The sequence below is a fragment of the Acidovorax sp. CCYZU-2555 genome (genome assembly GCF_018413525.1).
Taxonomy (GTDB): domain Bacteria; phylum Pseudomonadota; class Gammaproteobacteria; order Burkholderiales; family Burkholderiaceae_C; genus Comamonas.
Window position 1 is genome coordinate 26765 of the sequence record NZ_JAHCDD010000031.1, and the last position, 17956, is coordinate 44720.

Consider the following 17956-nt stretch of genomic DNA (forward strand, 5'->3'; position numbering starts at 1 on the left):
CCACCTCCCGTGAGCCGTATGCTCAGTGCACCAATACGGGGTTCTGCGCGAGCCCGGCGTAGCTGTCGAGCGTGCTTTCCACTTCTTCCTGGGTCGGTGTCTGCTGTTGCCAGCCGAGAATGATCTTCTGGAACATTTCGGCCCAGGAGCCGTCGAGGTAGACCTCTTTGCCGGAACGCTTGTCAACGATTTCAAAACCGTGGCGTGGCATCTGCATCTGTGCGTGGTGAAGCTCTTGCGCGGGAGCGGTTTCGCCCTCGGCCAATTCCGGCAGGTCGGGCCGGATATGGAGCACCGCAAAAGTGTCAGAGTCGTATAGCGTTTGCATGGTGATCCCCCCCTGTTGCAAAGTCTTGCCGTTGACAGTCATATGGCTGCAAGGCAGCAGACTTCAAGAGCCGCCGGCGGGGTCGCCGGCAAAAGGCCCTGGACACCAGTATTCCACGGATTCGATCTCCGTGCGGCGTCGGGCGTTTCGTCCTGCGTCAGGGCGCGGCGTGCGCCTGCAGGCGCAGATCGGCGAAATCGCCGTTGGCCTGGGTCAGCCGTATGCGCGCCGGCAGATAGCCCAGCGATGGCGCAAGCCACAGCGTCGCCTGCTGATCGCCCGCATGGCGCGGCAGGCGTTCGAGCCGCAGCGCGGGCAGCGCGCCTGCGGGCAGCTCCAGCGTCTCGGTCTCGTGCACGCGGAAAGTCCAGCGCTCGGCATCGTTGCTGCCCACCGTGGTGAACGTGATTTCGCTGCCGGCGGCATAGCGCTCGGGCGCGGCGGCCAGCATGGCCGACAGCTGCAGGAACACGCTGATACGGTCCTGCGCGCCCGGGCCTATGGGGGCGGGCGGGGCCGCGGGCGTGAAGCGCGCCTGCTCGGCCGCGAAGTCGAACTCCGCGCTTTTCTCGCGCCGGCTCTGGTCGCTGAAGCGCTGCGGCACCAGGCCCGCGGGCGTGATCTGGCCGCTGCTGGCCTGGGCGCGCGTGCCGACCAGAAACGCCTTGATCTGCTGGCGCACCTGGTAGCTGTGGCCGTCGTGCTGCCACAGCAGCTCGGCGCTGGCGCGGTAGTCGAAACGTTTGGCCTGGCCCGACACATCGAACGAGAGCAGCGTGGGCGGGGGCAGCTTCACGGGCAGCTGCGCATCGACCGGCTGGCCGTCGGGCGCGACCAGCTGCACGCCTTGCAGGGTTTCGGGGCGGGGCGGCGGCGGCGGTTCTGCAGGAGCTGGCGGTTCAGGGGGCGGCGCAGGCGGTGGCAGCGCTTCTTCGGCCGGCGCTGCGGCCAGTGTTTCCGCCTGCGGGTCCGGAGGTGCAGCGTCGGGAGTCTCCTCGGGAAGTTCTTGCGGCGCAGGCGCGGCGCTGGCCGGCTCCGCGCTCACGGGCGCCGGGCGCGGTCTGGCCTGGGGGCGGGGCGCGGGTGGGGGCGGCTTGGCCACGGGCGGCGGCGCTGCAGGGGGTGGCGGCGCAGGCGGTGCAATGCTGCGCGTCGTGAAAGCGGGGGCTTTTTGTTCCGGGGCCGGAGTGGCGCCAGCGCTGGACCATGCGGGCAGCTCCCACAGCAGCCAGGCGTGCGCGGCCAGCACCGCGGCGGTCAGGGGCAGCAGTACCGGTGTTCGCATGGCGTGCGCCCTGGGCCTCAGCGGCTCGCGTGGCCGAGATCGGCCGAGAGCTGTTGCGCGGTGGCGCGCAGTTGGGCGTCGATCGCGCCGCCGTAGGCGGGATCGAAGGTCGCGACCGAGCCCAGCGTGGTGATGCCCATCACGATGTGGCCCGACGAGTCGAACACCGGCGTGCAGAAAGCGACGATGCCCGGCAGCAGCGTGTCGACCACGCGCGCCGTACCGTGGGCGCGCACTTCATCGAGCATGGCGCGCACGCCCGCGGGCGTGAGCGGCAGGTCGCTGCGGCCGATCTGGCGTGCGCGCTGCATTTCGGCGTCCAGCATGCCCTGGGTCAGTTCCGTGGGCAGATATGCGGCAAAGCAGCGGCCCGTGGCCGACGACAGCAGCGGCATCACATCGCCCAGGCGCAGATTGGCCGTCACCGACTGCGCCGACTCTTCCCAATGCACGATGGTCGGGCCGTGGTTGCCCCAGACCGCGAGCGCCACCGTGTGCTGCAGCGCTTCGAGCAGCAGCGGCATGCGTTCGCGCGCCAGGCGCACGGGGTCCAGGCGCGTGAGCGCGGCCAGGCCCAGCTTAAGGCTGGCCGGGCCCAGGTCATAGCGCGACGTGCGGCTGTCCTGCGTCACCAGTCCCAGGCGCTGGAAGCTCACCAGATAGCGGTGCGCCTTGGCGGCGCTCATCTCGGCCGAGGCCGCGACTTCCTTGAGCATCAGCGGCGCGCGCGCGCGCGCCAGGCCTTCCAGCAGCGCAAAACCGACTTCGACGGACTGAATGCCTGCGCGTTCCTTTTCCATATGCACTAAAATCCAAATTGTTTTGTTTAGGTAAACTCATTTACCCAAGCGTAATTCGATCGCCGCCCTTGCAGGCCGCGCCTTCTTGTCCCCGCCATTGAAGTTCCAGCCACATGAAACTCGCTACTTATAAAGACGGCTCGCGCGACGGCCAACTGGTTGTTGTCTCCCGCGATCTGGGCCTGGCCCATTATGCGACCGGCATTGCCAGCCGCATGCAGCAGGTGCTCGACGACTGGACCTTCATGGCGCCGCAGTTGCAGGACCTGTACCAGCAGCTCAACGCGGGCAAGGCGCCGCATGCGTTCGCCTTCAATCCCGAGCAGTGCATGGCGCCGCTGCCGCGCGCCTACCAGTGGGCCGACGGCTCGGCCTATCTCAACCATGTGGAGCTGGTGCGCCAGGCGCGCAACGCCGAAGTGCCGGCCACGTTCTACGCCGACCCGCTGATGTACCAGGGCGGTTCCGATGATTTCATCGGCCCCTGCGACGACGTGGTCGTGCCCAGCGAAGCCATGGGCATCGATTTCGAGGCCGAGATCGCCGTGGTCACCACCGACGTGCCCATGGGCAGCACGCCCGCCCAGGCGCTGCAGGGCATTCGCCTGGTGATGCTGGTCAACGACGTGTCGCTGCGCAACCTGATTCCCGCCGAACTCGCCAAGGGTTTCGGCTTCTTCCAGAGCAAGCCGGCCACGGCCTTCAGTCCGGTCGCGGTGACGCTCGACGAACTGGGCGATGCCTGGGACGCGGGCCGTCTCCACCTGACGCTGCAATCGATCTGGAACGGCCGCAAGGTCGGCATGTGCGACGCCGGCCCCGACATGACTTTCCACTTCGGCCAGCTGATCGCCCACATCTGCAAGACGCGCAATGTGCGCGCCGGCTCCATCGTCGGCAGCGGCACAGTGAGCAACAAGGGCGTGGGCGAAGGCAGCGCCATGCAATGGCCCAAGGGCTACAGCTGCATCGCCGAAAAGCGCTGCATCGAGACCATACAGACCGGCGCTCCCGTGACCGAATTCATGAAGTTCGGCGACACCATCCGCATCGAAATGAAGGGCCGCGACGGCCAGAGCATTTTCGGCGCCATCGATCAGACGATCGCCGCGCCCGAATCCGCCGACTGACACCCGTGGGCGGGCAGGACCGGCACCGCAGAGTTGCCGGCCAGCGCAGCAAGCCCTCGTTCCCCGGCCCGCTATGGCGCGGCCGGATCATTCCCCAGGAGACAAAAAAATGGACCGCAGACATTTTCTGGCCGCGATGACGGCCGCTGCCGCCGCGCCGCTCGCATACGCCCAAAACTGGCCCGACCAGGCGATACGCTGGATCGTTCCCTATCCGCCAGGCGGCGGCACCGATGTGCTCGCGCGCACCGTGGCCGAAGCCATGCGCCAGAGCCTGGGCCAGACCATCGTCATCGAGAACAAGCCCGGTGCCTCGACCAACATCGGCGCCCAGCAGGTGGCCACGGCCAAGGCCGACGGCTACACCATCATGTCGGCCGACAACGCCGTGCTGGCCTATAACGAGCACCTGTTCAGCAAGCTGCCGTTCAGCCCCGAAAAGGACTTCACCTATGTGGGCGGCATCAGCCGCTTCCCGCTGGCGCTGGTCGTGAATCCGGCGTTCGAGGCGAAGACGCTGCAGGAATTCCTGGCGTACGCGCGCGCCAACCCCGGCAAGATCAACTACGCCTCGCCCGGCAACGGCTCGCCGCACCACCTGGCGATGGAAATGTTCAAGGCCCGCACTGGCACTTTCCTGACCCACATTCCCTATCGCGGCGCGGCGCCGGCCGTGGCCGATGTGATGGGCGGCCAGGTGCCGTGCATGTTCATCGATCTGGCCGCGGGCCTGCCCATCATCCAGGCGGGCAAGGTGCGCGCGCTGGCCATAGGCTCGGCCCAGCGCATGGCCAATCTGCCGCAGCTGCCCACGCTGGCCGAAGCCGGCGTGGCGAACTCCGAAGTCTTCGCCTTCCAGGGCATTCTTGCGCCCAAGGGCCTGCCCGCGCCCATAGTCCAGCGCCTCAACGCCGAACTCAACAAGGCGCTGGCCAGCCCGGCCGTGGCCAAGCGCATGCAGGACTTCGGCATGGAAGCCTTGCCCGGCACGCCCGAGCAGTTCCGCGCGATGGCGCGCGCCGAAGCCAAGCGCTGGGGCGAGGTCATACAGCGGGCCGGCATCAAGCTCGACTGAGCGTGCTGTCCTGACAGAATGGTGGTTGCGCGCAGCGCAGGCTGCGCCACCCCATTCCAAGGAGAGCCACGATGCAGAATTTTGATTTCAGCAACCCCACGCGCATTGTTTTCGGTGACGGCGTGATCGCCAAGCTCGGCAAGCTGCTGCCCGAGAACGCACAGGTGCTGATCGTCGTCGGCGGCAGCAGCGCCGAGAAGAACGGCACGCTGGCCGAAGTGCGCGCCGCGCTGGGCGCGCGCCGCCATGCGACGTTTTCCGGCATAGAACCCAACCCCACGCTCGAAACCTCGATGCGCGCCGTCGCGCAGTTCCAGGACGGCGGCTTCGACTTCCTGCTGGCCGTTGGCGGCGGCTCGGTGATCGACGCCGTCAAGTTCATCGCCGCGGCCGTGCGCCTTCCCGGCACCGACCCCGTCGCCGCCTGGGAGCTGGTGCGCAAGGGCGGGCGCGGCGTGAGCCAGGCCGCGCCGCTTGGCGTGGTGCTGACGCTGCCGGCCACGGGCTCCGAAATGAACAACGGCGGCGTGCTCACGCATGCGGCCGAAGGCGCGAAGCTGCCGTTTTCCAACCGCCTGTTGTTTCCGCAATTCGCGCTGCTGGACCCGACCAAGACCTATACGCTGCCCACGCGCCAGCTCGCCAACGGCGTGGTCGATGCGTTCGTGCACACCATGGAGCAATACCTCACTTACCCGGTCGATGCGCGCGTGCAGGACCGCTTCGCCGAAGGCCTGCTGCAGACGCTGATCGAGATCGGCCCGCGCATCGTCGACAGCGAAACCCCCGACTACGCCGACCGCGCGAACCTGGTCTGGAGCGCGACGCTGGCGCTCAACGGCCTGATAGGCGCGGGCGTGCCCCAGGACTGGGCCACGCACATGATCGGCCACGAACTCACGGCGCTCTACGGCATAGATCATGCACGCACGCTGGCCGTGGTGCTGCCCGCGATGATGGACGCGCGCCGCGAGCAAAAGCACGCCAAGCTGCTGCAGTACGCCGAGCGCGTGTGGGGCATCACCGAAGGCTCGGAAGAAGGCCGCATCAACGCCGCGATCACGCAGACGCGCAACTTCTTCGAAGGCCTGGGCGTGCCCACGCGGCTGTCGGACTATGACCTCGGCGCCGAAGCCGTGGACGCGGCCGTGGCCCAGCTCGAAAAGCACGGCATGGTCGCGCTTTCGGAGCACCGCAATATCGATGCGGCCAAGGCGCGCGAAATCCTGGGTCTGGCGATCTGAACGGGTTCAATACTCGTTGAAGATGCGCTGAATCTGCTGCGGGTCGCTGGTCTTGGTGAGCGCCAGCATCAGCAGGATGCGTGATTTTTGCGCCGAATGCATCATGGCGCTCACGAAGCCGGCCTGCGTGAACTGGCCCGTGGGCGTGACGATGCCCGTGGGCACGCGCGAGCCGACCACGATGGCCAGGCCCTTGGCCTTGGCCGCGACCAGGCTGTTCATCGTGGCCACGGGCATGTTCGCATGGCCCAGGCCGGCGTTCACTATGCCCTTGGCGCCCGCGGCCACGGCGGCGTCGACCAGCAGGCCGTCGGAGCCCAGCGTGGTGAAGTTGACGTCCACGCGCGGCAGCGACTTCAGGCCGCCGATGTCGAATTCGCTGTGCGCCGTGTGCTTCTTCGCGGGCGCGGAGATGAACACCGGCACGGCGTTCTGCATGTAGCCCAGCTCGGCGCCGTCGGGGCTGCGGAAGGTCGCGACATTGGTGGTATTGGTCTTCATCACGCCGAAGGCGCTGGAGATCACGTCGTTCATGCTGACCATCACGCCCTTGTCGCGCGCCGCCGGGCTGGCCGCGAGTGCGACCGCGTTGACCAGGTTCAGCGGGCCGTCGGCGCTCAGCCCGGTGCTGGGGCGCATGGAGCCGACCAGCACCACGGGCTTGCTGCTCTTGACGACCAGATTCAGGAAATACGCGGTCTCTTCGAGCGTGTCCGTGCCATGCGTGATCACCACGCCGTCCACGTCCTTGGAGGCGAGGATTTCGTTGGTGCGCTGGGCCAGCGCGAGCCAGTTCTCTATCGACAGCTTGGAGCTGCCGACATTGAACACCTGCTCGCCGCTGATGGTGGCGAATTTCTCGATTTCGGGCACGGCCGCAACGAGGGCCTGTATGCCCACGGGCGCCAGGCCCGCGCCCTTGCCGTAGTCGGTCAGCGCGAGGCTGTTCGCGCCGCGGCTGGCGATGGTGCCGCCGGTGGCGAGCACGGCCACATTGGGCTTGGCGACGACCTGGGCCGCGAGCGGAGCGACAAAGCCGCAGGCGCCCGTGGCGACGAGCAGGGTGGCAAGAAGTTTCTTGGTGTTCATGACGGGGACAGAAAATGAAAGTGAATGTCTGAAGGGCTCACGCAAAAGTCGCGCCCGCATGTGCGCGCCTTGCGTCGGCGGCCGCGGCTTCGCCGAGTTCCCAGAACACCGAGGCCATGATCGCCAGCCCCTGCTGGACGATGGCCTGGGGCAGGTGTTCGTTGGGGCCGTGCTGGCGGCAGCCGGGGTAGGAGTGGGGAATCCAGATCGTGGGCAGGCCCAGGATCTCGGCGAACGCATCGTTGGGCAGCGTGCCGCCCAGATTCGGCACGATCGCGGGCGCCTCGCCCGTGACCTGCTCGATTGCGTCCGCGGCCCAGCGCACCCAGGGGTTGGCCGGGTCCAGCCGCGTCGCGGGCGAGCCGCGCACGAACTGCACTTCGACGTCGGCATAGCCCTGGGCATCGAGGTGGGCGCGCATGATGGCGGCGATCTCCTTCCAGGCCGTGCCGACGACAAAGCGCAGCTGCAGGTGGGCGACGGCCGTCGGCGGAATCGCGTTGACCGGCTTGGCCGCATTGCCGGCCTGCAGCGTCAGCACTTCCAGCGCATTCCAGCCCAGCAGGCGCTCGGCCGCGGAGAAACCGGGCTCGCCCCATTCGTCGTCTATTTGCCGGCCCAGGCTGGCGCTGGTCACGACCAGTTTCGACAGCGCGGCGCGCACCGAGTCGGAGATCGGCGGCGGCAGCAGGCCGTCGATGAGAATGCGGCCCTGGCCGTCGACCATGGTGGCGATGGCATTGGTCAGCACCACGGCCGGGTTCTTCATGATGCCGCCCCAGTTGCCCGAGTGCAGCGCGGCTTCGCGCGGCGCGCAGCGCAGCTCGACGATGGCCGAGCCGCGCGAGCCCATGAACAGCGTGGGCTGGTCGCGGCTCACGCGCGGGCCGTCCGAGGCGATGAACACATCGGCGGCCAGCGCCGGCGCATGCGCGCGGCAGACTTCGCGCAGGCCGGGCGAGCTGCGCTCCTCGCCGAGTTCGAACAGCAGCTTGAGGTTGTAGCCCAGCTTGCCGCCGCGCGCGGCCAGCACCGCGCGCAGCGCCGTGAGGTTGACGAGGTGCTGGCCCTTGTTGTCGGCCACGCCGCGGCCGTACCAGGCGCCGTCGCGCTCGACCACGGTCCAGGGCGACAGGCCTGGGTCCCACTGCTCGTCCTGGCCCGGCACCACATCGCCATGGCCGTAGCTGAGCACCGTGAGCGCGTCGGCCGATTCGATGCGTTCGGCGAGCAGGAAAGGCGAGCCGCCGGCGACGGGGTTGTCGAGCCGCCGGCAGGCAAAGCCCATGGCTTCTAGGCCGGGTTCCAGCACTTCGCCGTAGTAGCGCAGCAGTTCTTCTTCCGAGGCGCCCGGGCCGCTGACGGTGCGGTAGGCCACAAGGCGTTCGAGTTCGCGCAGAAAGCCGCCGTTGTCGAAAGCCTGCTGGACGTCGGCCAGCGCTCGGGATTTTTCGTGTGCCATGGTCTCAGTCCTTTGCGGTCCGGGCGCACAGCGCCGCGAGCGCGCGCACCGAAGCGACGGCGCGCAGGTTCTGCAGCTGGGGCAGCAGCCGCGCATAGGCGTCGGCCTGCAGCACGGGAGCGCAGCATTGTTCTATCTTCTGCAGCCGTTCCGCGTCGGTGAACGGGTCCTGTATCAGCCCGTGTGCGAACACGCGCTCGGTGCGCAGCACGCGGCCGTCCTTGAGCGTGAGCTGCAGCAGGTGGGGCGGGCGGTCGTCGGGGTCTTTGGGCTCGTCTTCGAAGGCGCGCGCGTGCATGGTCGTGAGCCCCATCAGCGCGCGCACATCCTCGCGCTGCACGGCTTCGGGCGTGAAATCCGCCAGGGTGCAGCGGCCCTGCAGCAGGATCAGCGCGACGTTGTAGTGCAGCGAGAAACGCGCCTGGAATTCGTCCTGCGGGTCGTCATAGCGCAGATTCTTCTTGTTGCTCGCGCCCACGGTGACGTCGATCGCCGCGACATCGTGGGCCGTGAAGCCGTGTGCGCGCTGCAGGTCGAGAATGTTGTCCAGCGTGTTGTGCGCCGAGCCGCAGCAGGCATGCTGCTTGGGCGCGAGGCCGAAGGCTTCGATCGCCAGCGGGTTGTCGAGCTTGGTCAGCGCGTCGTCCCAGCCGCGCGGCGCGGGGCCGCCGTAGAGCGCGAGAAAGCCCTGCGGGTCTTCGAGCGCTTGCGGGTTGGCGGTGACGCCGGCCGCGCCCAGGCGCGCCGCGACCACGGCGTTCGACGCGCCCATGCCGCACTGGAACGACTTGGCTTCGGTGCCGAACTGGGCCTTGTTGCCCGAGGCCATGCTCACGGCCAGGCTCATCGTGGCCAGCGTCGCCGCATGGTCCAGGCCCATGAGCCGCGCGCAGGCCGCGGCCGTGCCAATGCAGCCCACGGTGGCCGTCGGGTGCCAGCCCGCGAAGTAGTGCGAGCGGTTGACGCCGCGGCCCAGCAGCGCGTGCAGTTCCAGGCCGACGATATAGGCGTCGACCATGTCGGCGCCGCTGGCGTCGATTTCCTCGGCCACGGCCAGCAGCGCGGGCACCAGAATCGCCGAGGCATGCGTGAGCGCGGGGTAGAAGTTGTCGTCGATCTCCAGCACATGCGCGGCCGTGCCGTTGACCATCGCCGCCCAGGGCGCTGCGGTCTTGCGTGCCGTGCCTATGACGGAGGCCGGGCCCGTGCCCAGATCGGCGACGGCCGCGGCCACCTTGGTGCTGACCGGGTCGGCGCTGCCCGCGATGATGCAGGCCAGGGTGTCGGCGATCGCATGCTCGGCGCGCGCCAGCGCGTCTTCGCTCCAGACCTTGTTGCGCGACACGACCCAGTCCGCGAGGGTGTTCAGAATGCTCATAGATGGCTTGGGGGAGAGAGAGGGAAAGAGAGAGGGGGCGTCAGTCGGTCTTAGCGCCCGACTTGCGTATCACGTCGGCCCACTTGGCGCGTTCCTTGGCGACCATGGCGGCGAACTGCTCGGGCGTGCCGCCGACGATTTCGTAGCCCAGGTCGTGCATGCCCTTGATGATCGAAGGCTCCTTGAGCGTCTTGTTGATCGCCGCGTTGATCTTCTGGGCGATGGCCGGCGGCAAGGCCTTGGGGCCTATGATTCCGGACCAGGCGACGACTTCGTAGCCGGGCAGGCCGGCTTCGGAGACCGTGGGCAGGTCGGGCAGCAGCGCGCTGCGCCGGGGGCCGGTCACTGCCAGCGCCTGCAGCTTGCCGTTCTTCGCATGGCTCATGCTGCCCGCGAGGTTGTCGAACACCACGTCGACATGGCCGGCCATGACGTCGTTGACGGCCGCGGGCGCGGTCTTGTAGGGCGCGTGCACCATTTCGATGCCTGCCATGTTCTTGAACAGCTCCGTGCCCACATGGCCCGAGGTGCCGTTGCCGGCCGAGCCGTAGACCAGCTTGTTCGGATGCGCCTTGGCATAGGCGATCAGTTCGCTCACCGACTTCACGGGCAGGCCGTTGCGCACCGACAGCAGGTTGGGCGTGTAGCCCATCTGCACGATGGGCTGGATGCGGTCGGCCTCGAGCTTGCCCGCGGGCGACAGGCTGGGGTTGATGCCCAGCGTCTGGGTGTTGCCGTGGCCCACGGTGTAGCCGTCGGGCGCGGCGTTGGCGATGGCCTGCAGCGCGATGATGCCGCCGCCGCCCGAGCGGTTCTCGATGACGAAGGTCGCTCCCAGATGCTTGCCGGCCTCGGCGAGCACCAGGCGCATCAGCGAATCGGGGCCCGAACCCGCGCCCGACGACAGCACGTACTTGATCGGGCGATCGGGGTACTCGGCGTGCGCGGCCTGGACGGCCAGAACGCCGAGAGCGAGTACTGCCGCCGTGCGGCGAACCTTGCGGAGTGAAGCGATGACAGACATGAAGAAGCCTTGAAGTGATAGGGGACCAAGGTGCGCCCGAGGACGCGACACGCCAACCCTGAAACGCTCAATGAATCAAATAAATCGATGATCAATTTGGTGCGCGGCCTGGATGACTGTGATTCTTCTTGCAAACCGCATGCCAAATGTGCGGGTTAGCCCTTGGTTGGCTATGATGTATTTCGGTGTCTGCATCGAAATAACTAATCCATGAATCTTTATCCATCGATCACCGCGCTGCGCTGCCTCGACGCCGTGGCGCGCTGCCTGAGCTTCACCAAGGCCGCGGCCGAAATGCATCTGACGCAAAGCGCCGTGAGCCACCACATCCTGGGCCTGGAAAAGCAGCTCGAGTGCAGCCTGTTCGTGCGCCGGCGCACGGGGCTGGAACTGACGCCGGCCGGGCGCAGCTACTGGGAGACCACGGCGCCGCTGCTGCACCAGCTCGCGCGCGCCACGGAAAACATGATCGCCACCGAAGGCAAGGGCGAAGTCTTCAACCTGTCGGTGTCGTCGACGCTGGGCAATTACTGGCTGATGCCGCGGCTGCACCATTTCCTCACGGCCCACCCGTTCATCACCTTGAACCTGTCGACGCGCGTCGGGCCCGTGGATTTCGCGCACAGCGAAGACGACGCGTCGGTCGACTTCTGCGCGGGCGCCGACGCCCACACCAATGCGCGCCTGGTGATGCGTTCGGTGCTGCGGCCCTACATCGCGCCGTCATTGCTCGCGCCGGGCCAGGCCCAGGCGCTGGCGCAAGGCGATAGGGAGGTGCTGGTGGCGCTGCTGCGCCAGCTGCCGCTGATACGCCGCGTGACCATCGCCGAAGCCTGGCCGCAGTGGCTGGAATGCGCGGATCTCGCGGACGCGGTCTCGCACGCCCACCTGGCAGCGGGGCCGCGCTATGCGCTGCTGTCGATGGCCGTGAGTGGCGCCATCCTGGGGCTGGGCATATCGCTGCTGCCCGACTTCATGGCGCAAAGCGCGGTCGACGACGGCAAGCTGGTGTGCATGAGCAGCACGCAGTGGGTCGCGCCGCGCGCCTATTACCTGCGCTGGCCCAGCGACCGCGCCGAGACGCCCGCGATGCAGCTGTTCTCGCAGTGGCTGCAGGCGCAGACCACGGGCGCGGCCTGAACTAGGCCGCGGCCACCTGCACCGTGCAGTCGTAGAAGCTGGGCGCGCGGCCTATGTCGGTCAGGTGCTGGTGGGTCAGTTCGTTGACGTTGGTGCCGTTGGCGCCGTCCTTGCGCCACCAGATGCCCAGGCCCACGACCAGGCCGGCGCGTGCCCGGCCGTTGACGCTCGCATGGCACAGGTGTTCGCCGCGCGCGTTGAACACGCGCACCAGCGCGCCGTCTTCGATGCCGCGCGTGGCCGCGTCCTCGGGATGCATTTCCAGCAGCGGCCGGCCTTCGGCGTTGCGCAGCTTCTGCACGTTGACGAAGGTGCTGTTGAGGAAGTTGCGCGCCGGCGGTGAAATCATCGCCAGCGGATAAGTGCCCTGCGGGTCGGCCTGCTCGTGGTTGGGCAGGTAGTCGGGCAGCGGGTTCACGCCCAGCGCTTCCAGGCTGGCGCTGACGAATTCGCACTTGCCCGAAGGCGTGGCGAAGCCGCCCTCGGCGAACGGCGCATCGGGCACGGGCAGGTGGGCAAAGCCGGTTTCGAGCAGCCTGTCGAAATCGACTTTCGACGACTCGATCGCCTGGCGGCACAGCGCTTCGTCGCTTTCGGCAAAGCCGGGCGCGGCAAACGCCGGGTCGTACGCGGCCATGCGCGCGGCCAGGTCGCGGAAGATCTGCGCATTGCTTCTGGCTTCGCCCACGGGCGCGATTGCGGGCCGGTTGAGCAGTACATCCGTGTGGCCGTAGCTGCCGTGGATGTCCCAGTGCTCGAGCTGGGTCGTTGCCGGCAGCACGTAGTCGGCGTGGTCGGCGGTGTCGGTCATGAAGTGCTCGATGACCACGGTGAACAGGTCTTCGCGCGCAAAGCCCCGGGCCACCTTGGCCGACTCGGGCGCCACTGCCACGGGGTTGCTGTTGTAGACCACGACGGCCTCGATGCGCGGCCCGAAAGCGCCGCCGCCGGGCTCGAGCAGCGCGTTGCCTATGGTGCTCATGTTCACGGTGCGCGGGCGGCGCGCGCCCAGCAGCTGGGGCATCTGCAAGGCGGCGCGGCGCGCGGGCAGCGCGGCCGATGAAGACAGCAGCAGGCCGCCCGCGCGGTGGCGCCAGGCGCCCGTGAGCGCGGGCAGGCAAGCGATGGCGCGCACCGCGTTGCCGCCGCCGCGCGCGCGCTGCACGCCGTAGTTCAGGCGTATGCCCGTGCGCGCGGTCGTGCCGTAGGCGCGCGCCAAATCGATGATCTGTTCCACGGGCAGGCCGCAGACTTCGGCCGCGCGTTCGGGCGGCCATTCGAGCGCGCGTGCGCGCAGCGCCTCCCAGCCCAGCGTGTGGCGCGCGATGTAGTCGTGGTCCAGCCAGTCGTTGCGTATCAGCTCGTGCATCAGCGCCAGCGCCAGCGCGGCGTCGGTGCCGGGGCGCAGCTGCAGATGCTCATGGCACTTGTCGGCGGTCTCGGTCTTGCGCGGATCTATGCAGACCAGGCGCGCGCCGTCGCGCTTGGCGGCCTGGGCATAGCGCCAGAAATGCAGGTTGCTGCCTATGCTGTTGCTGCCCCAGATGATGATCAGCTGGCTTTCGGCGAAGAACTGCACGCGCATGCCCAGCTTGCCGCCGTAGGTGTGCATCAGCGCTTCGCCGCCGGCGCTCGAGCAGATGGTGCGGTCCAGCAGCGAGGCGCCCAGCTGGTGGAAAAAGCGCCGGTCCATGCTCTCGCCCTGCACCAGGCCCATGGTGCCCGCATAGCTGTAGGGCAGAACGGCTTCGGGCGCGCGCTGGGCGATGGCGTGCAGGCGCGCGCTGATGTCGCCGAGCGCTTCGTCCCAGGACACAGGCGTGAACTGGCCGCTGCCCTTGGGGCCGCAGCGCTTGAGCGGCGTCAGCACGCGCTCGGCGTGGTAGGTGCGTTCGGGGTATTTGCTGACCTTGGCGCACAGCACGCCGTCGGTCTGCGGGTGCTCGGGATTGCCTTGCACGCGCGTGGCCACGCCGTCGACCACCGTGGTCAGCAGCGCACAGGTGTCGGGGCAGTCGTGCGGGCAGGCGCCGCGCACGACGGAAGTGGCGCCGGGCGCGGGAGGCAGGCTGTCGGAAGAGGACATGGCGTTCGTGGGGCTGAAGTTCTGGGGGGCGCAGTCACGCCGATTGTCTCGCATGCCAGGGGGGATGCGCAGGGGTAAAAACCGCGTTTGTCATGGTGCGGGCCCGTCTTGGCGTCACAATGTGTGACAGGAGGTTTCTGTCCATGTCGCTGATTGAAGAGATTGTTGCGCAGGCCGATGAGCTGGCTGCCCTGCGCCGGGATATTCATGCCCACCCCGAACTGTGCTTCGAAGAAGTGCGCACGGCCGATGTGATCGCCGCCAAGCTGACCGAATGGGGCATTGCGGTGCACCGCGGCCTGGGCAAGACCGGCGTGGTCGGCATAGTCCATGGACGCGACGCCGGCGCCAGCGGCCGGGCGCTGGGTCTGCGCGCCGACATGGACGCGCTGCCCATGCAGGAAGGCAACACCTTCGCGCATGCGAGCCGCCATGCGGGCAAGATGCATGGCTGCGGCCACGACGGCCATGTCGCCATGCTGCTTGCCGCAGCCCAGCACCTGTCGCGCCACCGCGATTTCGACGGCACCATTTACCTGATCTTCCAGCCCGCCGAAGAAGGCGGCGGCGGCGCGCGCGAGATGATTCGCGACGGCCTGTTCACGCGCTTTCCCATGCAGGCCGTGTTTGGCATGCACAACTGGCCCGGCATGGCCGAAGGCCAGATGGCGGTGAGCCCCGGACCGGTCATGGCGTCGAGCAACGAGTTCAAGATCACGGTGCGCGGCAAGGGCGGCCATGCGGCCATGCCGCATCTGGTGCTGGACCCCGTGCCCGTCGCGGCGCAAATCATCATGGGCTTGCAGACCATCATCAGCCGCAATCTCAAGCCCGTGGACGCGGGCGTGATTTCGGTGACCATGGTGCACGCCGGCGAGGCCACCAACGTCGTGCCCGACACCGTGGAACTCGAAGGCACGGTGCGCACGTTCTCGGTTGCCGTGCTCGACATGATCGAGCAGCGCATGCAGCAGGTGATCGACGGCATCTGCGCCAGCCATGGCGTGAAATATGCGTTCGTGTTCGAGCGCAACTACCCGCCGACCATCAACACCGCGCCCGAGGCCGCGCTGGCGCGCGCGGTGATGCAGCGCCTGGTGGGCGCGGCCAAGGTGCTGGACCAGGAGCCCACCATGGGCGCCGAAGACTTCGCTTACATGCTCCAGGAGAAGCCCGGCGCCTATTGCTTCATCGCCAACGGCGAAGGCGACCACCGCGCTATCGGCCATGGCGGCGGGCCCTGCATGCTGCACAACCCCAGCTACGACTTCAACGACCGATTGATTCCGTTGGGCGCAACGTTCTGGGTCGAGTTGGCGAAGGAGTGGCTTGGGAGATCGACCCCCACGCTTGCTCGCTCCGCGTAGCTGTGCCTGGGGGGGCATAGCCCCCCCATCGTGTTTTGCCTTGGGGCGGCCCGGCGGCGGCGGGGGAGTTAGGCCTTAGCGATCAGCGCATCGAACTGCGCGTTGAGCTTGGCTTCTATGCTGTCCTTGAACATGGCGGCCAGAAAGCCCAGCTCGGCCTCGAGTTCGAAGGCGCTCGCGGTCACCACGAGCCGGCCGTCGACGCCATTGCCGCTGAAGCGCAGCAGGTCCTGGGCGTCGCCGGATTCGTATTCGCATTGCACGCCGAATTTCTCGGCGGCCTGTTCGCCCCAGCGCTGGGCGTGTTGGCGGGCGGTGGGCAGGCCCAGCGAGTGGGTGCGGGAAAGCTGGATGTCAGGCAAGGGTTAGTCCGGGTGAAGTGGCGTGAGAGGCGGCGTGCTGCGATGACTACACTGGGCCGATCGCATCCCCTGATTTTAAGGAGCAACCTGCATGTCCGATCTGAACGCTGCTTTCGAAGCCGCCGTGGCCCAATCCAAGACGCTCAGCGAGCGGCCCGACAACGCCACGCTGCTCAAGATCTACGCTTTGTACAAGCAGGCCACGCAGGGCGACAACGAAGAGAAGAAGCCCAGCTTCAGCGACATGGTGGGCCGCGCCAAGTGGGACGCCTGGGAAAAGCTCAAGGACACGGACGCCGATAGCGCGCGCCAGCAATACATCGATCTCATCGCGTCGCTGAGCTGATCGCGGCCGGCGCGCAGACGGCCGGGCGCTCGGGCATCAGCGCGCACAGCGTCTGCAGCCGCTCGGCTTCGGGCCGTTGCGCCAGTTGCTCCACGGCTTCATGGAAGGCCGGCCAGGGCGCGGCCTTGCCCGCCTGCTGCGCGAACAGCGCTTCGAACGCCGGCACCCAGAGGTCATAGGCCGACAGCGCGCCGAACGCCGCGTTGTTGGCTTGCGCCACCCAGCGGTCCAGGCGCTGCAGCGACTGCGCCGCGGCTTCGGGGCGCGCGGCGAGTTCGGGCGATGCCAGCCACTGCGCGCGCAGGTCCTGGTAGCGCGCCCTGAAATCCTGCAGTATCCTGGCCTTGGCTTCGGCCAGCGTGTGCGGCGGTGGTGCCGCATACAGGGCTTCGAGCGCCTGGCGCGTATGCTGCGTGAGCGCGCGAAATTGCGCGCGCCGGTGCTGGGCCGCCTGCCACGCGGGCGCTGCCGCAACGGCGCTGGCCGACTGCCGCAGCCAGGCCTGGGTGCCGATGCGCTCCACGGCCGTCGCATACGACTCATTGAAGTTCATGTCGCCGGCCAGATAGACGCGCTGGTGCGACAGCTCATGAAACAGCAGGCCCACGAGTTCGCCTTCGGGCCAGCGCACGAAGGTATCGAGCAGCGGGTCGCCGCCCAGCCAGTTGAACCAGCCCAGCGTCGAATACGCGGGCACGGGGTAGACATGCACATCCATGCCTTGCGCCGCGAGCGGCTGGGCCTGGGCCTGGGCATCGGCGAGCGCGAAGTAGCCGCGGTAGCCCACGCAGCCGGCTATGGGAAAACACCATTGGTGCAGTTGCAGCGAGTCGGGCGGCGCGGCCGTGACGTTCCAGACCGCGGCCGGTCTATGCAGCGCCGCATAGCGGCGGTAGCTCGCGTTGTCGGGCAGGGCCAGCGTCTGGCTCGCGAAATCGCGCGCGCGCTGGGCGAGCAGCAGCTGGCCGCGCAGCGCGGGCGACAGCTGCGGATCTTCGAGCCATTCGGCCACGGGACGCGCCGCGTGCAGCATCTGCAGCTGGCCGCGCGCGCCTTGCCAGTAGTAGCCCACATCGGGCAGCGCGCAGCCGCCCAGCAGGGCGGCAAGCCCGGCCGATAACAGGAACTTGCGGGCTTGCTGTCCCCGCTGCCTAAAGGGGCTGACTACACTCATGGCTTCATTCACGCTGTTTCCCCCGATCCGATGGACTTCTTTACGCTGGCAATCATTGTCACCATTGCCGTTTATGTGCTCAAGCGGCAGGACCAAAAGCGGCGCACGCGCCTGCTCGCCGAACACCTGGGCCGCCTGCAGATCGAGAAACTGATGGGCAGCCTGATCGAAGGTTACCTGCGCGCGCTGGGTGAAAGCGATCTGCAGCGCCGCACCCAGATCTGGGTGCTGCTCGAGGGCACGGAAAAAAGCCTGGCCGAACAGTTCCAGCGCTTTGCCGAGCAATTCTCCGCGGTCGATGAAAAGGAAGTGCGCGTGAGCACGCTGCCGCTGGCGCTGCCCTACATCGAACGCGTCTATCCCCAGGGCACGTTCGACATGCGCGAAATGATCAAGATCCATGCGCGCGGCATCGCCGCCCCCCAGGTGTACGCGGCGCAGGACGACGACGAGCGGCGCAAGCGCGCGTTCACGCTGACCGCCGAGATTTTCCTCATGCAGCATAGCTGCCATTGGTTCTGCAAGTCGCAGACCGTGGCGTCGATGCGGCTGCTCGCGCGCCACCAGACGAGCTACGAGCAGGTGCAGACCTCGGTCTCGTCGTCGACGCGCGACGCCTACCTGCGGCTCATCGGCAAGCGCTGAGAACGCGATCGGCATGCAGGA

At 67.8% G+C, this 17956-nt stretch carries 17 protein-coding genes; 7 read left to right on the forward strand and 10 right to left on the reverse strand.

From position 1 onward, the window contains the following. Positions 1 to 22: 22 nt before the first annotated feature. The 3 genes from KHY18_RS12625 to KHY18_RS12635 all read right to left on the reverse strand — a co-directional run bounded on the left by KHY18_RS12625 (position 23) and on the right by KHY18_RS12635 (position 2413). Entirely contained in the window at positions 23 to 328 is a 306-nt protein-coding gene (locus KHY18_RS12625) for a BTH_I0359 family protein (protein ID WP_213300245.1), read from the reverse strand. Between the two features lie 157 nt (positions 329 to 485). Beyond that, positions 486 to 1613: a DUF3108 domain-containing protein gene (locus tag KHY18_RS12630; RefSeq protein WP_213300181.1), complete on the reverse strand. Its 1128-nt coding sequence runs from the start codon at positions 1611 to 1613 to the stop codon at positions 486 to 488. Between the two features lie 17 nt (positions 1614 to 1630). Continuing rightward, entirely contained in the window at positions 1631 to 2413 is a 783-nt protein-coding gene (locus KHY18_RS12635) for an IclR family transcriptional regulator (RefSeq protein ID WP_213300183.1), read from the reverse strand. A gap of 113 nt (positions 2414 to 2526) precedes the next feature. On the opposite strand from KHY18_RS12635, the gene KHY18_RS12640 reads away from it, so the two are divergent. From KHY18_RS12640 to KHY18_RS12650, 3 genes are all read left to right on the forward strand, one after another. Next, positions 2527 to 3543, forward strand: a complete 1017-nt coding sequence (locus KHY18_RS12640; protein ID WP_213300185.1) for a fumarylacetoacetate hydrolase family protein — start codon at positions 2527 to 2529, stop codon at positions 3541 to 3543. Positions 3544 to 3652: 109 nt separating this feature from the next. Beyond that, positions 3653 to 4618: a Bug family tripartite tricarboxylate transporter substrate binding protein gene (locus tag KHY18_RS12645; protein WP_213300187.1), complete on the forward strand. Its 966-nt coding sequence runs from the start codon at positions 3653 to 3655 to the stop codon at positions 4616 to 4618. Between the two features lie 71 nt (positions 4619 to 4689). Beyond that, on the forward strand, positions 4690 to 5862 hold the full coding sequence (locus KHY18_RS12650) for an iron-containing alcohol dehydrogenase (RefSeq protein WP_213300189.1): 1173 nt from the start codon (positions 4690 to 4692) through the stop codon (positions 5860 to 5862). A gap of 6 nt (positions 5863 to 5868) precedes the next feature. Here KHY18_RS12650 and KHY18_RS12655 read toward each other — a convergent pair whose 3' ends face one another. The 4 genes from KHY18_RS12655 to KHY18_RS12670 are packed head-to-tail and all read right to left on the reverse strand — an operon-like array spanning position 5869 to position 10815. Further along, positions 5869 to 6951 (reverse strand): asparaginase, encoded by a 1083-nt coding sequence (locus KHY18_RS12655; protein ID WP_213300191.1) that lies wholly within the window; start codon positions 6949 to 6951, stop codon positions 5869 to 5871. A gap of 37 nt (positions 6952 to 6988) precedes the next feature. Then, entirely contained in the window at positions 6989 to 8413 is a 1425-nt protein-coding gene (locus KHY18_RS12660; protein WP_213300193.1) for a M20 family metallopeptidase, read from the reverse strand. Positions 8414 to 8417: 4 nt separating this feature from the next. Then, positions 8418 to 9791 carry an MmgE/PrpD family protein gene (locus tag KHY18_RS12665; protein ID WP_213300195.1) on the reverse strand — a complete coding sequence of 458 codons (1374 nt, stop codon included), beginning with the start codon at positions 9789 to 9791 and terminating at the stop codon, positions 8418 to 8420. Positions 9792 to 9831: 40 nt separating this feature from the next. Next, the gene (locus tag KHY18_RS12670) at positions 9832 to 10815 is read right to left on the reverse strand and encodes a Bug family tripartite tricarboxylate transporter substrate binding protein (protein WP_213300198.1); all 984 of its coding nucleotides are present in this window, start codon (positions 10813 to 10815) and stop codon (positions 9832 to 9834) included. A gap of 210 nt (positions 10816 to 11025) precedes the next feature. Here KHY18_RS12670 and KHY18_RS12675 point away from each other — a divergent pair, with 210 nt between their 5' ends. Further along, positions 11026 to 11955 (forward strand): LysR substrate-binding domain-containing protein, encoded by a 930-nt coding sequence (locus KHY18_RS12675; protein ID WP_213300201.1) that lies wholly within the window; start codon positions 11026 to 11028, stop codon positions 11953 to 11955. A 1-nt stretch (position 11956) separates the two neighbouring features. On the opposite strand, the gene KHY18_RS12680 is transcribed toward KHY18_RS12675, so the two are convergent. Further along, complete coding sequence (locus KHY18_RS12680; protein ID WP_213300204.1) at positions 11957 to 14041, reverse strand: molybdopterin-containing oxidoreductase family protein; 2085 nt, start codon at positions 14039 to 14041, stop codon at positions 11957 to 11959. A 143-nt stretch (positions 14042 to 14184) separates the two neighbouring features. Here KHY18_RS12680 and KHY18_RS12685 point away from each other — a divergent pair, with 143 nt between their 5' ends. Then, positions 14185 to 15408: a M20 aminoacylase family protein gene (locus KHY18_RS12685; protein ID WP_213300206.1), complete on the forward strand. Its 1224-nt coding sequence runs from the start codon at positions 14185 to 14187 to the stop codon at positions 15406 to 15408. A gap of 68 nt (positions 15409 to 15476) precedes the next feature. Here KHY18_RS12685 and KHY18_RS12690 read toward each other — a convergent pair whose 3' ends face one another. Next, entirely contained in the window at positions 15477 to 15770 is a 294-nt protein-coding gene (locus KHY18_RS12690; protein WP_213300208.1) for a polyhydroxyalkanoic acid system family protein, read from the reverse strand. Positions 15771 to 15861: 91 nt separating this feature from the next. On the opposite strand from KHY18_RS12690, the gene KHY18_RS12695 reads away from it, so the two are divergent. Further along, positions 15862 to 16116 (forward strand): acyl-CoA-binding protein, encoded by a 255-nt coding sequence (locus KHY18_RS12695; RefSeq protein WP_213300211.1) that lies wholly within the window; start codon positions 15862 to 15864, stop codon positions 16114 to 16116. Here the strand turns inward: KHY18_RS12695 and KHY18_RS12700 are convergent. After that, the gene (locus KHY18_RS12700; RefSeq protein ID WP_213300214.1) at positions 16097 to 17290 is read right to left on the reverse strand and encodes an aminopeptidase; all 1194 of its coding nucleotides are present in this window, start codon (positions 17288 to 17290) and stop codon (positions 16097 to 16099) included. The genes KHY18_RS12695 and KHY18_RS12700 overlap by 20 nt on opposite strands. Positions 17291 to 17320: 30 nt before the next feature. On the opposite strand from KHY18_RS12700, the gene KHY18_RS12705 reads away from it, so the two are divergent. Beyond that, positions 17321 to 17935, forward strand: coding sequence for a hypothetical protein (locus KHY18_RS12705; protein WP_213300217.1), 615 nt, complete (start codon positions 17321 to 17323; stop codon positions 17933 to 17935). Positions 17936 to 17956: the final 21 nt, after the last annotated feature.

Coding starts and splice junctions, on each gene's coding strand:
- KHY18_RS12650 (WP_213300189.1), top strand. CDS start 4,690: ATGCAGAATTTTGATTTCAGCAACCCCACGCGCATTGTTTTCGGTGAC.
- KHY18_RS12680 (WP_213300204.1), bottom strand. CDS start 14,041: ATGTCCTCTTCCGACAGCCTGCCTCCCGCGCCCGGCGCCACTTCCGTC.
- KHY18_RS12665 (WP_213300195.1), bottom strand. CDS start 9,791: ATGAGCATTCTGAACACCCTCGCGGACTGGGTCGTGTCGCGCAACAAG.
- KHY18_RS12630 (WP_213300181.1), bottom strand. CDS start 1,613: ATGCGAACACCGGTACTGCTGCCCCTGACCGCCGCGGTGCTGGCCGCG.
- KHY18_RS12675 (WP_213300201.1), top strand. CDS start 11,026: ATGAATCTTTATCCATCGATCACCGCGCTGCGCTGCCTCGACGCCGTG.
- KHY18_RS12670 (WP_213300198.1), bottom strand. CDS start 10,815: ATGTCTGTCATCGCTTCACTCCGCAAGGTTCGCCGCACGGCGGCAGTA.
- KHY18_RS12705 (WP_213300217.1), top strand. CDS start 17,321: ATGGACTTCTTTACGCTGGCAATCATTGTCACCATTGCCGTTTATGTG.
- KHY18_RS12695 (WP_213300211.1), top strand. CDS start 15,862: ATGTCCGATCTGAACGCTGCTTTCGAAGCCGCCGTGGCCCAATCCAAG.
- KHY18_RS12660 (WP_213300193.1), bottom strand. CDS start 8,413: ATGGCACACGAAAAATCCCGAGCGCTGGCCGACGTCCAGCAGGCTTTC.
- KHY18_RS12640 (WP_213300185.1), top strand. CDS start 2,527: ATGAAACTCGCTACTTATAAAGACGGCTCGCGCGACGGCCAACTGGTT.
- KHY18_RS12625 (WP_213300245.1), bottom strand. CDS start 328: ATGCAAACGCTATACGACTCTGACACTTTTGCGGTGCTCCATATCCGG.
- KHY18_RS12700 (WP_213300214.1), bottom strand. CDS start 17,290: ATGAGTGTAGTCAGCCCCTTTAGGCAGCGGGGACAGCAAGCCCGCAAG.
- KHY18_RS12645 (WP_213300187.1), top strand. CDS start 3,653: ATGGACCGCAGACATTTTCTGGCCGCGATGACGGCCGCTGCCGCCGCG.
- KHY18_RS12635 (WP_213300183.1), bottom strand. CDS start 2,413: ATGGAAAAGGAACGCGCAGGCATTCAGTCCGTCGAAGTCGGTTTTGCG.
- KHY18_RS12655 (WP_213300191.1), bottom strand. CDS start 6,951: ATGAACACCAAGAAACTTCTTGCCACCCTGCTCGTCGCCACGGGCGCC.
- KHY18_RS12685 (WP_213300206.1), top strand. CDS start 14,185: ATGTCGCTGATTGAAGAGATTGTTGCGCAGGCCGATGAGCTGGCTGCC.